This is a genomic window from Bradyrhizobium sp. dw_411, assembly GCF_018449695.1.
In the GTDB taxonomy this organism is placed as follows: domain Bacteria; phylum Pseudomonadota; class Alphaproteobacteria; order Rhizobiales; family Xanthobacteraceae; genus Bradyrhizobium.
In genome coordinates, this window is sequence record NZ_JAAVUY010000005.1 from 211,155 (window position 1) to 224,845 (window position 13,691).

Sequence of the window (13,691 nt, forward strand, 5' to 3'; positions counted from 1 at the left end):
CTACCCACCTATGTCCTGCAGTTCGGAGAAGGCGTATCGCCGCAACAGGTCACACGGACCCAGATATTCCCGGGGCGCGTGCAGGAACGTTTCACCGGGAATCGTTTTGTCCTCCCCCGTGATGGCTCGAGCCGCCTGCATTCCCGACATGACCGCGGCTTCCACACATTCGGTGTTGAAGCCGGTATCGATCCAGGCTCCGGCAAGATACAGATTATCGAAACCCGACTGATCGGTCTTCAAGCGCCAGGCGCTACTGCCGGCCGACGTCGCGACGCAGCAATCCGAAGGATTGATGTTCGCACGGACGATTTGCGCGGACAGTCTATCCTGCCCTTTCAGAGCGGCCGGTGCATAAAGTACTTTCCAGCTAAATTTCGGCCAGAAAGCCTTGGCTTTGGTTGTCAGCCAGTTGACGGTGAGGGAAATCGCTTGCTGCTGAGCCTTTTTCTGGACGCCGGACTGTGTCCGCGGCGCTTGATAAAGCTGCGAAGGAAAAACATCGCAGAGATATTGAAGGGACTTGGCGGGTGCTCGCCCGATGGGAATCTCGCCCACGAGGAGCTGATCCATATCGGCCCAGATATCGAGCGGCTCGGGTCCGGACACCAGAGCAGGCTTCGGCGCGGTCCAACCGAGTTCAGCCAGCTTTACGTTGGTCCATAATTGAACGGATATGCTGGGTACCAGTTGCAATTTCTGCGTCATCGACTTGAACCGTGGGTTTGACGTGAGTAGCTCGCTGCACGGACCGCCGGAGCCGAATTCCTTGAAGGCACCGAGCGGTACCGCGAGCACGACATCGTCGAAATCCCGGATGTGCTCGATCTGAACCGTCTCGACCTTTTCGTTGCACCAGTGCGACTCAAGGTCGACCTTTCTCTTTTCCAAAATCTTCCCGTTCTCGATCAGGTTCCAGTTCGGCGCTGATCCCCAGCCGGTCAGACCGCCCGACATCTGGAGTGGGTCATATTTCTCATTCGGATTCCTTAACCGAACCTGCCGATCGAAACGAAGCGACTCGATGGTGACGCCATCCGACGCAACTTGAACACCTGCCAATTTGTGAAAGAACTGAAACTTTACGCCCCGCGCCTCCAGGACTTCGAAGAGTGGCGCGATGACGACTTCACCGGCTCCGGCCTGAAGTTCCCACGCCAAGGCGCCTCTATAGGTGCCAAGCATGCGCAGCACGACTTGTACCGCCGTTCCCGCGCCGTAGCTCGCATTGGCGATCTTTCCATCCGGATACTGAAACATCGTATCGTAAAGCGCTTTGATGATTGGCGAGTGCGCGGCGACGGAAGGCGTAGCGCCGTGGCGGACAAGCCAATGCCGAAAATCCTCCCCGTCGATCTCACTGATCGCACGCTGCCCCAGGAGAATGTCTTCCACGACTCCTGTAAAAAATGCGGCGCCCAGTTCCAGTGTTTCGGCCAGCAATTTGCCGTCGAGGTTCCCTGCATGATCAACATTGTTGACCGCGGACGATATGTCCCTCATGGCTTTGGTCACGACGCCGATGTCATCGGAATCAAGCCATGTGCGGTCTTCGTCGATACCCGCCAGCCAATCGGCGGTAATGCCGAGATATCGTCCAGCCGTCATTTCCTCCGATATTAACGCCGCGCTATCAAATCGCCTGCGGTTTCGATGCAGCATCCCAAGTGTTTTGCGATCGATCGTTACCCTGGGCTCAATCGACTTCAGGCGTTTGCTGACGCGCAGCGTATTTTCATAAAGGCCGGCCAGCAAGTTGAGGCAATTATACAGACAACTCAGAAGACTTAGATCGACATCTCCGTGGCCGGGCTCTCCGTCCGTCGGCGGAAATGTGATATCGATCGGATCTGGCACGCGCCCGTCGCTATTTCCGATCGGTGTAAATTCCTGGGCCCGGATCGCTTTATCGATCGTCCTGATTCTTTGTCCTTTACGTGGCATCCATTCATCGTAGACTTCACGCAGGAGACCAAACGCGTTCTCGTAAAATCCGAACCAGATATGCAGTCCGTGCTCGATGTTTCGGCCACGGTCGTCGCGTCCGCTGGCAAGTTTTCCACCCGCGCGCCAGCCCAATTGATAGATTGTCACATCGTAGGCATCCCGCACCTCGGGGCGCGTGAGTTCAAAAGCCGCAGTGAGCCCCGCGATACCGCCGCCACAGATCACGATCTTTCGTCTGGTCACGCCAAGGCTCCAAAATTCGGGCTACCGTTGCAGTCTCTGCGTTCGCTTCAATTGTGCCGGGCCGCCGGCGGCACCAGCATGCGTAAAAATTTCGGCGGCCTTGCCGAGATAAACCTGGCGATTTGGATCATCGCCGTTGCAGCTTTTTCCGATCTCGTAAATCGCGCCGGCTTGCTCCCGGGGCATCTGCAGGATTCCCGCTGCGGCGGCCGCGCGCTCCCATTGGCTGCGTGCCGCGACCGTCTGGCCGGCGACCGCTGAAGCCCGGCCTTGCATGAACAGCGCGTAAGGGCGGCATATGGGAGAAGTCCGGGCCAGCCGCGACAACTGTTTGCACGCAAGCTTGGCACGGCTTTCGAGATCGGCCGGGACAGAACCCGACGCATGTTCGCAACAACCCAAAAAGACATCGGCTATTCCAGCCACCCCGAACACATAGCCACCCCAAACCACGTCGCATTCCCGCAAAACAGCGAGCCCGCGTTCCGCCAGTTCCAAGGCGCGGTCGTTCTCCCCACGCTGAAAAAAAGCGGCAGCCGCGACGCCGAGACAGAGCAGCTGATCGGTGCGAATGAGCTTTGCGCCCGCGAGGGCTTTCAACCCGTTCAAATGCGCCGTGGAAGCCTGCCTCACGATCGTGTCGATGAGAACGCGGGAGGACAAGGTCCATGCACGCACCTGCGCGGGCCAGTCGTCGGACATTTCCGAAAGCAGTTTCCCGACACGCGCGTCGGCCCGCGTAATATCGCCTCGCAAGATCGCAATGAAGATCGCCATCGTTTCACTGTTGTGAGCCCGCTTGCGATCCCCCAACCGCTCGTACAGTCGCTTCGCTTCTTCGGCATGCTGTTCGGCTTCATCCCATTCGCCGAGGCCATAGGAGAGAACGCCGAGAACCAGCCGGACACGGGCCATCTCGGGAAGCGAACCGTAATCGTCCGCCAATCGTTGTGCGCGTTTTCCGTATGAACGCGCGACCTTGACCACACCCGACATCGCCATTCCCAGCGCCAGCGCGCTGTAGCCGCGAATGGTTTCCGGCACCGCGCCGCACTGTTCCGCCAGATTCAGCGATGCCAATGTGCCGTTGAGGACGGCGAGAGAATCGTTCTGAAAGAAATATTGCTCCGACAGATACTCATAGATGTGGGACACGCGCTGGACGTCGGCTTGCCGGTCCTGAGCCGGCCGCCCGGTTCTCCAAGGCAAGACCGCCGAAGCGAGCTGGACCGACCCATTATACATCAGGGCACCGATCTTCTGCGCCTTGTTGCCGGGAAGGCGCCAACCCAATAGCTGCATCGCGCGGGAATAATGTTCTGCGGAGTTCTCGTAGTCGGACAGTTCGTGATATGCATCGCCCAGGATCACTTCCCAGGCGGACCGGCGGCCGTTGTCGATCGGAAGTTTTTCACGCTGCGCCAGATCGAACATCTTTCGCGCATACTGGATTGCTTCACGGTTTGCATAATTGTTGCGCGACTGCTGCGCCGCGAGCTCGAGATATTTCAGCGCTGATACAGGCACATTTCCGAGCTCCCAATGACGCGCGAGGCGCGCATAATGAGGCGGTAACTCATTCGAATAATGCCGTTCGATAAACGCCGCGATGCGTTCGTGAAGCGTCCTGCGTTGCGCGAACGACAGCAGGTTGTAGGCGACCTCCATTGTGATCGAATGCTGAAATACAAAAGATAACGGACGCGTCTCAATGACAGGCTGCAGGAAATCGTGATCTACCAGCCGCCGGATGCAAGCCTCCTTGGAGGCCACCGCCAGTTCCGGGACGATGCTCTCCAGCATCTCAATCGTGAAGGAATCGCCGACCGCACTGGCGGCCTTCAGGAGTTGCTGATCATCGGCGGACAAAACATCAATCCGGCTTACAATGGCCCGCTCCACGCTGGTGGGCAGCGTAATCGCAGTGCTTTGCTCGTCGAATGAACAGACCCCGCGCGAGACATGGATCCGGCCGGTGTCGCGGAGCGCCAAAACAAGCTCCCCGCAGAAAAATGGATTGCCGCTTGCGAGATTATAAACGAAGCGGACAAGGGAGTCAGGAATCTCGTTCGCCTTGAGCCGCTGCTTGATGATCAGCGTGACTTCGTCGCGGGACAATCTGTTGAGACGAATCTGAAGTGAAGGAGCAAGGTCTTCCCGAAAATTGTCATCTGCAATTTTTGGCAACTGCGTCCGTTGGCTTACGACCAGCAGAAATTCCGGAAGACGCCGGGCGACGGCTGCCAGCAGATCCATCGAGGATCCGTCAAACCAGTGGACATCTTCAAGCACCATTATCCGGAATTGCGATTTTCGCAGCAGGAAAACCACCAGTTCTTCAATCGCAGTAGCGCGCGCAGCACCGATAATCTGCCGGGTGAATTCGGTTTGCGGAAATCCAAGCGCAATGATTTCATCGAGCAGGGGCAGCCAGTTCAAAAGCGCGGGCTCACCGGATAATAATTCTGACACGTCCGCCCGGACCGAGGCCGCATCGCTCCCGGCCTCCAGTTTGAGAAGCTGCCGCAAGATCGGCCGCCAGCCGAAATAGGGCGTCGACTTCTCGATTGCGGTCGCGCTTCCCAACAGCACGGCGTGGCCGCTTGCGTCGACGGTCGAAACGAAATGTTCCAGCAGCCTGGACTTTCCGATGCCGGCTTCACCCGACACCAGCGCAAACCGGCCACTGCCTGCTGAAATGTCATCGCGGCAGCGCTGGAGGATTGCCTGCTCACTTTCGCGATTGATCATGCGGCTTGTCGAATGACGGTGCGGGTCTTCGGTTGTCACGGTCGGGCTGAAGGCAAGCATCGATGCCTCGGCGCCCTTGAGGTGAATGTGCGGCAGCAAGTTGAACGCGATGCCCCGGCCTACCGCCTGCGCGGTCAGGGCATCGCATGCGATCTCTTCTTGCGCCGCTTCCGCGAGATGAGCCGCCACATTCATCGCCTGTCCGAACACGCCGAATGTCCGGGACCGGACTCCGCCATAATTGCTGCAAAACAGCCGGCCGGTAGAAATGCCGACCGAGATTGGAATGCCTTTGGCAGCGAGTTGCCGTTGCATCCGGAGCGAAGCCTCGACGGCCCGCAGCGGATCGTCCTCATGGGCAAAGGGGGTCAAGCCGAAAATGAGGGTCAGCGTCATCCCCTTGTCATCCATCTGAATCTGATGGATCGAACCCTCGAGCCGCTCCGATACCTGTTGAGCGTCGAAGATGAAGCTTTGAATTTTCGTCAGGAACCCAGGGTTGAATTCCAGTTCCGGGAGAGCCACCCGCGCTACCGTAAGCGCTCGAAATTCACCGACCCACGCATCGGCATCGAACAACCGCTGTTCTGTACCAGCAAACAACAGCTTTGGCTCAAACGCACTCTCGGTTTGCTGCTGGTCCTGCAAACGATCCGGCGTGCGCATCCGAACCAGACGCGCTCCATAGGGTACGGTTTCCGTGTCGGCCGACGACGACAGCAGTGTCGCCGCGTTTGAACAGAGCACCACGTCGCCGATTTCGGCGCCTCGATAGGCTGCACCAATACTGTAAAACGGATCACCTACAGCAACGTAGTGCCAGGTATCGCGCCAGCCCCCCAGCTTGCAGAAAAACACATTCCCCGCCTCGATCGCGATACGCTGGCTGATTCCGCCACCATCGCGCCATGCCGCCAATGCGTCGCGTAAAGCAAGCCCGCATCTGGCGGCGCGTTCGGTGGCCGTAGCAAGATCATGATCGTCCCAAACCGCGAGGATGGCGTCTCCCGCGAAGGCGACGATGTCGCCGTCATACCGGCTGATGACGTCGGTCAGGATGGCGAAGCAATTATTGATAAAATTAGTAAGACCCTCCGCGCCATCACCGAACGCCGCATCGGTCCGCGCGGTAAAGCCGGCGATATCGACGAGCAGCACCGCGGAACCGCGTGCATCTGCGGATGGGCCTGCCGATTGACCTTCAGAACGCAAACAGGCCTCCACCCATTTTGGGGTGTAGGCTGCTTGGTCTCTCGCGATGGCTCCGGCAGGCATCGGACCGCGCTCGCATCACTGGAAAGGCGGATGGAACCCTTTCCTGAGAGGAAAATCAATCAAGTATCGGTCTTACGGGCTTCCCGCTGGCTCTGGCCGGGGGTCAAAGGCGGCGGTCAACCCGCGGAGGTTGAGCAAGCGCGAGCGTCGACGTCTCGCGGATCGACGGCGATTTCGGTCAAATTTCCATTTCTCCGATTTTAAAATAAGGCGTCCAAGGAGGATGTCTGGCTCAGGGCATTTCCGTTCAACGTCTGGCGCCACGGGGCGACGAGAAGTCGCACCCCAAACCAAATTCCAGTGAGCGGCTTCACATTCCAACTGTCGAAGCGCGGTTACCCTCGCTCCCAGGAGGTGACAAAATGAATTATGCAGTCAAAGCGCCCCATTTGATCAAACCGCGCGGCCGTAGCCGGTTCTATCAGACCCTGTCAGCCAATGATGTGGACAGGCTTTCGGCATTCTATCTCAGCTTGGATTTCGACAGTCGACGTCGTCGTTTTGGCGGAGGACAGTCCGACGACGCGATCGTCGCGTATTGCCGGACAGCCAATTGGCAGCGGTCAATCATCATCGCGCGAGGCAGCAATCACCTCCTGGACGCGGTCCTGGAAATTCATCCACTATCCGATAGCTGGGATCGCGCCGAAATAACTTTGACCTGCCCGCTTGAGTGTGATCGCTCTTTTATTTTCGCGGAGCTGTTTCAACTGGCGGCTCTGACGGCCGGTGAACGTGGATGCACGCAATTCGTGATGTGTATCAATGACGGCTGCTATGAACCCATCGACATCTTCGGCGATGCCGGTCGGAAATCCTTTGACGGCGAAGACCTGCATTTTGACATTCGTGATTATACAATCGAAACTGGTGTCGGCCGGTGATGGACCAGAAATTCGAATTGCAAATGCGCTGAGTTCAGCGATCGGGACGCATGTCACGCCAGGACGCCCAGCGCTGCATGCGCTTCGAGGATCAGATGAAGGCTGGCCCGACGGGCAGAAACGGCTCCGTCTCGCCAACAAGAGCAAGGACTAGACCGCGAACGCCGACGCGGCTATACGAACCCCACCAACCGGTCGATTTGAAAGAATTCGGGTCCCGGATTGGAAAATTTCCGAAAAAAAGTGCTGTTATATCAGGCACTTCGGTGGGGAATGGTGTAACGGTAGCACAACAGACTCTGACTCTGTTTGTCTAGGTTCGAATCCTAGTTCCCCAGCCAAAACATTAAACTCAACAATTTCAACAACTTAAAAACGTTCTTTTACCTAAAATAACGGCACAGTCCTAACAGTCCGCTGTGTCTTGCGGCGCGATCGCGGTTTTAAGCCGAACATGGCTCCATGCCTGAAACATGTCACGACGGGACCTCACCGATCAGAGGACCTTGGTGAAATAGTAGCGGCGAATTCCACCACCCAAAGTCTTGTTGCTGGCATCCATGGCAACCTCCTCGCGGAGGAGCGAGTATCCGGCATTTCGATACAGCGTCAGAGCTTCTCGCTGCAATTCAGAAGTGCTCAGATCCATTCTCGGCCGGTTGCGGCGCCGGCATTCTTGTTCCGCGAAATTCAGCATTCTTTGGGCAATCCCGCGGCGTCGAAAATCAGGGGCGACGTACATCCGGCGCAGCTCCATGGCACCCTCGCCCGACGACTCAAGCCCGAACATGCCAACGATCTTCTGGCCATCGACCGCCACCCAAAAGTCGCCCTTCCGCTCCGAATAATATTCAGAGATCCTGTCGATTTCCTCCGCCAAGGAACGGGCGATATAGATTTCGAACGCGCCCTTCATAGTTGCAGGTGCCAAAAGACGGTTCACCCGAACGAATAGCTCTCGCACGGCGGCGGCATCGTCAATTACAAATTCGCGAATGTGCATCGGCCCCTATAAGTTCTAATCACGCGGACGCGTACCTCGCTTCCCAGGCCTTGAGTGCCTTCAGCGCTTCGCCATCTTCAAGGCGTACACTTTTGACAAGTCTGCTTTGCGCTGGTTTTGCCAAATCGTCTTGGATGAAAACGTCGCTGAATCCGAAACGCGCGCCCTCTTCTCCGGCAATTGAGTAATATGCAGTTCTCACCTTTGTCCAATATACCGCGGCCATGCACATCGGGCACGGCTCAAGGGCCGATGAATCGGACCCTGCGTCATTGAGCATTCGGATTAATACCTTTGCTCAATAACGCGTGCCATCTTTGCGGGTGAACTGCCACTTTCCGCCGGCTCCCATCACGGCCTGAATATCGTCTGCGGGATAGACAACCTTATCGCCTGCGGATCGGTCGCCTACTTCCAGGATAACGACAGCGCTCCTGGTGGCATTGACGAGATGATGAGCGGTCCCGGCCGCCGGAAAGCCCGCACACATGCCAGGTCGAAGCTGGACGTGACCTTGATCCGTGAAAAGTGTCGGCTCGCCCTCAAGCACGTAGATGAATTCATCCTGTCGCGAATGAGCGTGATGAAGCGCCGACACCGTTCCGGGCGGAAGCTCGGTGAGATTAACGCCGAAATTCTTGAGGCCGAACAGATCGCCCAACGGTCGCTTGATCCGGCCCGCTATCCGCGACGCAAACGGCTCCGGATAATTTGACGAACGATTGCGCGGCGGCGCCGACGCGGCTTCAAAAGCGTTCCTGACGAAACAACTCTCGCCGATCGAGGTCCCGTCAAATTCGCGCGGCGGAATGCCAGCTAGCGTCTCCGAGATTTCTACCATGCATTTCGTCCATTGGTTTGCGCTTGCGCACCCTATCGGCGGGCCCGATAATCAGGGAATGGCATTTATGTGATGCATCTCATCAGGGTTTAAAATGAGTGTTCCCGCTCTCGATCCCGATCTTCTCCAGGCGTTTGTGGCCGTAGCCGATCACCGGTCCTTCACCCGTGCAGCCGCGATGCTCAACCGCACGCAGTCCGCCGTCAGCATGCAGATCAAGAGGCTTGAAGATCGAATCGGAGTCGAACTTTTTCTTCGCACCAAAGCTCAGGTGGACCTGACACCCTCGGGCGAAGGCTTGCTCGGCTATGCAAAGAGAATTCTGGCTTTGAATGAGGAAGCAATCGGATATTTGCGCGAGCACAAGATTGAAGGGTTGGTTCGCCTCGGGGTGATGGACGATTACGGAAGCCAGGTGTTGCCGCCTCTGCTGTCAAACATCGTCAGCAACTATCCCGGCATTCACGTCGAAATGGCAACCGGCCTGACAGCGCATATGCTTCCCCGCCTGGGAGAGTCTTTCGATCTTGTCATCGCGATGCATCCCGTTGGAGCCGGAGGCGGCGAGTTTCTACGGCGTGAGCAGGCGGTCTGGGCCTCTAGCGCACACCATTCCGTGGAAAAGGCGGAGACTCTCCAGGTCGCTCTTTATCCGCAGGGCTGCCTATTGAGAAAATGGGCTATGGAAGCACTCGACCGCGAGCGACGGCCATGGCGATTAGCCTTCGTTAGCCAAAGCCTGGCTGCAGTCGAATCAATCGCCGGCCAAGGTCTTGCATTGACAGTCGTCAAATCCAGTACTTTCCCGAAAAAGCTCCGCGCTCTCACGGAACACGATGGAATGCCAGTGTTGCCGGCCGCAGATATTTGTTTGCACCGAGCGCCAAATCTGTCGCGCGTGGCGTCTCTTCTCGCTGATCAACTTGTTCTGGGCATGGAACAACCACCGCTAAGTTTGGTGAGTTGAATAGCTGCGTAAAGTGGACTTGTCGCTTGGTAGAGGTATTCAAGGATCGAACGAGCACCGGCATTTCCGTGACGGTGCCGAAACCTAGGGAAGCGCCAGTCTCGACACCGCGTCTGCATGGATTCCTGTCACAGCCATGCTCAGGCTAAAACGGATAAACGGATCGACTCAACGAAGCAAACTTGTTGGTCAGTCTTCCATTCGGATCCCAGACGCTACAGCTTTTTTGCGATGAGCTTCGGTGCAGGGGAACTGGTCGCAATCCAAATGCCGCTGAGAACGGTCACGATGCCGGCAACGAGGTTAAGGCTTATCGGCTCTTTGAGAAGGAACGCTCCAACGAGGGATGCGGAAATCGGATTGACGGTGACGGAGATCGCAACAAGCGTCGGCGTGGTCCGCACCAAAGCAAAGGCCCACAAATAGAAGGTCAGAGCGCTTCCGATAGCACCTAGATAGACGGCTGCGATCCACTGCGGTGGACCGAATCCGGCAACCGGCGCGAGACTGCCGCGAAGATACGAGATGAGGATCAGGCAGACGGCACCGATACCCATTGCCATAATGGTGAACGTGATGGCGCCGGAACGACGGATCAATGGCTTGGACCAGATACTGTAAAGGGCCATACAAAATGCGGCGCCGAGCATCAGGAGATCGCCTCGCCAGGCGCCCGGCGGGGCCGAAGCCAGTCCGGAGACCAGGGCGATCGCCACGCCAACCATCGCGATCAGAACACCCGTCGTCTTGCGCGCCGTTAACTTCTCGCTACCAAGAGCTGCGCCGACGACCATCGTCATGAGCGGAAGCGTCGAAAGCGCCAGGGCGCCACGTGCCGCGGTTGTAAAGATCAGCGAAGCGTTGAATAGGGCAGGAAACACGGCGAAGAACAAAAGGCCCAGCCCGGCCACGCCAAGCCAGTCGGGACGCGCCGGCCAGCGTTCACCTTGCAATAGCGCAATCGACAGCAGGAAAATAAAGCCTAGTCCGAACCGAAAAGTACCAATGGCAAACGGATCGATGGCGTCGACGAGATAGCGCGTCGCGCCGATTGAAGTGCCCCCAAGGGCACTGGAAAGAACGGCCGCCAATATTCCAGCGATTTCACCCATTGATTTCCCTTTTGCCTTCCGGTGACGATATCGGCCATCCGGCTTCGGGGAAGCCAATTAAGTTGATGCATGAAATAATGAATGGTGATCAGGGCAGACGACGACGTCCTGCTATGGAGGCGGAAGGCCCCGAAAACCCCGCCAGCCAGGCCAATGCACGCATCGGCTTGGGCCACGGGGCTCTCAGCGAAGGACTTCGATCGAGCGGTCGGGCACTATCGTCACATTGTTCAACAGGTTAAGCTTCGCCGGGATCATCAGTCACGCGCGGTCAAGGAAATTGGCCGATTTGTATGGTGTGAAAAATGTCCGATTCCTCAAGGCTCACGGTGCGTGAGCTATCGCTACTGCCGGGGATGTCCGATGCCACTTCGTCTTCCGCCCTTGTCGTCTCTTCGCTTTTTTGAAGCTGCTGGTAGGCTTCAAAGCTTCAAGCTTGCCGCAGCGGAGCTGAACGTAACGCCTAGCGCGGTCAGTCACGGAATTGTCGGGCTTGAGCTGGCGCTCGGGGTCGAACTGTTCATTCGCGAACCGCGCAAGCTTTCGCTGACTCCGGCCGGTGCCGATTATTTGCCTTACGTTTCCGAGGCATTTTCCCTGATTGCGGTCGGGATGGAGCGCCTGCCCAGTAACCGTGCAAATCGAAAAATCGCCGTGAGTTGCGCTCCCACTCTGGCCTCGCGATGGCTACTGCCACGCTTGCAAGGCTTCAAAGACCGATGGCCGAACATCAGCGTCACCGTTGATACATCGCGCCGACAGGTCGGGTTTCCGGTTGACGGTTTCGATTTTGCTATCCGAATGAGCCGCGCGCCGGTCGCCGGCCTGGCGTGGACCAAATTGTTCGGCGAGCAGTTGGTTCCGGTGTGCAGCCCGGCCTACCGGGACTCGTTGACCGACGCAGACGGGAACATTAATTTTCGACACGCAACGCTCATACACGTCATCCCTGCCAGCGAGGATTGGGAGGCTTGGTTCGACAAGAGCGGAATCGACAGGTTTGAGACTGCGGGAGATTTAAGATTCGACACGATTCAGCTCGCCTTCGAGGCCGCCACCATGGGAATGGGCGTCGCCTTGGGAAGGCGGCCGCTCGTTGATAGCGACCTCGATGCGAACAGGCTGGTCGAAGTCGGCTCGACGATCACGGCCGAAACGGCTTACTGGGTGGTGAATTCGGAGGGCGCGGATCATCGCCCTGACCTCCGGGAATTCAAACGCTGGCTGCTCGGTGAAGGTCAAAGCTTACGGGAGAGCGCACGGGTCGCAGCCTGACGTTCTCCTTCATTAAATTGAAGTTGAACGCAGCTCACTTGTCGTTGAAGCTTTCTCTTTTGCCTGTTCGGCCGCCTGTCGTCACTGTGTCGGGCGGAGAGCCCGAACCATGTCGATTACACATCGAAGATACTTTTCATTTTCCTTAAGTAGTACAGCCCTCGTCGTCATGGCGGGAGCGCTTATCATGAGCGCCGCGTTGGGCATCCGGCAAACCTTTGGTTTATTTATCAACCCATTCTCGTTCGACCACGGCATGCCGGTAACGCTGATCGCGTTCGCCATCGCGCTGCACAATCTCGTTTGGGGAATCGCGCAACCCTTCGCGGGAGCGGCGGCAGATCGTTACGGCTGTGCACGCGTCGTCGCATTTGGCGCGATGACATTTGCTGCGGGCCTGACTATTTCCGCGATTGTCCCGTCGGGGGCCGCGCTCATTGTGGGTATCGGTGTGCTGGTCGGAATCGGCATCAGTTGCACCAGCTTCGGCGTCGTGATGGCTGCAGTCGGCCGGTCAGCCTCGGTCGAAACCCGAAGCATGGCAATGGGACTGGCCAGCGCAGGCGGTTCGTTCGGACAAGTGCTCCTCGTTCCCTTGGCACAATTTGTAACGGAAACGTCGGGAGTATCGGCGTCGCTTCTGGTGCTTGCACTCCTGATGCTGGCGACGGCACCTTTTGGGATACTGCTCGACCGGAGGGGAGCTGCCACCGAGCCGCGCCCGCACTTGGCGGCAGCCCCACTCCGTGAAGTGTTGGCCCAGGCAATTCGACATCCAGGTTACGGGCTTCTCACGATCGGCTTCTTCGCCTGCGGCTTCCAACTGGCCTTCATCGCAACTCATCTGCCCGGATACCTGATCCTCTGCCATATGCCGCTCGGCCTCGGCGCGACGGCGTTGGCTCTCATCGGCCTCTTCAACATTGCGGGAAGCTGGTGCTGCGGCTGGCTTGGCGGGAGGTTTCGTCAGCAATACGTCCTCGGCTGGCTCTATCTGGTCAGGAGCGTGGCGATAGGGATTTTCTTTCTACTGCCGAAAACGGAAACGTCGGTCATTGTGTTCGCGAGCGTCATGGGATTGGCGTGGCTGGGAGCGGTCCCGCTGACAAGCGGTTTTGTCGCGAGGGTGTTCGGCACACGCCATCTTGGAGCGCTGTTCGGCGTTTGCTTTCTCAGCCACCAAGTTGGCTCGTTCCTGGGAGCATGGCTCGGCGGCTTTGTTTTTGACCTTACCGGCTCTTATTCCCTGATTTGGGGAGCAACGGTTTTTGCCGGACTGCTGGCAGCGGTGCTGCATTTCCTGATTAAAGATACAGCCGCGAGCAATCCTGTCCCGGTGGATATGGCTTTGGCATGACGTCGCATGGTTGCTTCGTTCGACCGTGAATACGCC

The 13,691-nt window shown here is 57.6% G+C and carries 9 protein-coding genes and 1 tRNA gene; 5 read left to right on the top strand and 5 right to left on the bottom strand.

Features of this window, described 5'->3' with window-relative positions; genetic code table 11:
- Entirely contained in the window at positions 1–2,190 is a 2,190-nt protein-coding gene (locus tag HB676_RS10230) for an FAD-dependent oxidoreductase (protein ID WP_213737669.1), read from the bottom strand.
- A 21-nt stretch (positions 2,191–2,211) separates the two neighbouring features.
- Positions 2,212–6,153 carry an adenylate/guanylate cyclase domain-containing protein gene (locus HB676_RS10235; protein ID WP_213737670.1) on the bottom strand — a complete coding sequence of 1,314 codons (3,942 nt, stop codon included), beginning with the start codon at positions 6,151–6,153 and terminating at the stop codon, positions 2,212–2,214.
- Between the two features lie 425 nt (positions 6,154–6,578).
- Between HB676_RS10235 and HB676_RS10240 the strand changes: the two genes are divergently transcribed.
- Both HB676_RS10240 and HB676_RS10245 read left to right on the top strand, forming a co-directional pair.
- Entirely contained in the window at positions 6,579–7,100 is a 522-nt protein-coding gene (locus tag HB676_RS10240; RefSeq protein ID WP_213737671.1) for a hypothetical protein, read from the top strand.
- Between the two features lie 267 nt (positions 7,101–7,367).
- Positions 7,368–7,441, top strand: a tRNA-Gln gene (locus tag HB676_RS10245).
- Between the two features lie 155 nt (positions 7,442–7,596).
- Here the strand turns inward: HB676_RS10245 and HB676_RS10250 are convergent.
- Complete coding sequence (locus tag HB676_RS10250; protein WP_213737672.1) at positions 7,597–8,103, bottom strand: GNAT family N-acetyltransferase; 507 nt, start codon at positions 8,101–8,103, stop codon at positions 7,597–7,599.
- A gap of 298 nt (positions 8,104–8,401) precedes the next feature.
- Positions 8,402–8,944 (bottom strand): cupin domain-containing protein, encoded by a 543-nt coding sequence (locus HB676_RS10255; RefSeq protein WP_213737673.1) that lies wholly within the window; start codon positions 8,942–8,944, stop codon positions 8,402–8,404.
- Positions 8,945–9,038: 94 nt separating this feature from the next.
- Here HB676_RS10255 and HB676_RS10260 point away from each other — a divergent pair, with 94 nt between their 5' ends.
- A complete protein-coding gene (locus HB676_RS10260) occupies positions 9,039–9,911 on the top strand; it encodes a LysR family transcriptional regulator (protein WP_213737674.1) in 873 nt (290 codons plus the stop codon).
- Positions 9,912–10,126: 215 nt separating this feature from the next.
- Here the strand turns inward: HB676_RS10260 and HB676_RS10265 are convergent, their stop codons facing one another.
- Positions 10,127–11,023 (bottom strand): DMT family transporter, encoded by an 897-nt coding sequence (locus tag HB676_RS10265; RefSeq protein ID WP_213737675.1) that lies wholly within the window; start codon positions 11,021–11,023, stop codon positions 10,127–10,129.
- Between the two features lie 363 nt (positions 11,024–11,386).
- Here HB676_RS10265 and HB676_RS10270 point away from each other — a divergent pair, with 363 nt between their 5' ends.
- Both HB676_RS10270 and HB676_RS10275 read left to right on the top strand, forming a co-directional pair.
- Entirely contained in the window at positions 11,387–12,298 is a 912-nt protein-coding gene (locus HB676_RS10270; RefSeq protein WP_213737676.1) for a LysR substrate-binding domain-containing protein, read from the top strand.
- Positions 12,299–12,485: 187 nt separating this feature from the next.
- Complete coding sequence (locus HB676_RS10275; protein ID WP_249780157.1) at positions 12,486–13,655, top strand: MFS transporter; 1,170 nt, start codon at positions 12,486–12,488, stop codon at positions 13,653–13,655.
- Positions 13,656–13,691 lie beyond the last annotated feature (36 nt).

Coding starts and splice junctions, on each gene's coding strand:
- HB676_RS10240 (WP_213737671.1), top strand. CDS start 6,579: ATGAATTATGCAGTCAAAGCGCCCCATTTGATCAAACCGCGCGGCCGT.
- HB676_RS10250 (WP_213737672.1), bottom strand. CDS start 8,103: ATGCACATTCGCGAATTTGTAATTGACGATGCCGCCGCCGTGCGAGAG.
- HB676_RS10255 (WP_213737673.1), bottom strand. CDS start 8,944: ATGGTAGAAATCTCGGAGACGCTAGCTGGCATTCCGCCGCGCGAATTT.
- HB676_RS10260 (WP_213737674.1), top strand. CDS start 9,039: ATGAGTGTTCCCGCTCTCGATCCCGATCTTCTCCAGGCGTTTGTGGCC.
- HB676_RS10265 (WP_213737675.1), bottom strand. CDS start 11,023: ATGGGTGAAATCGCTGGAATATTGGCGGCCGTTCTTTCCAGTGCCCTT.
- HB676_RS10270 (WP_213737676.1), top strand. CDS start 11,387: ATGCCACTTCGTCTTCCGCCCTTGTCGTCTCTTCGCTTTTTTGAAGCT.
- HB676_RS10275 (WP_249780157.1), top strand. CDS start 12,486: ATGAGCGCCGCGTTGGGCATCCGGCAAACCTTTGGTTTATTTATCAAC.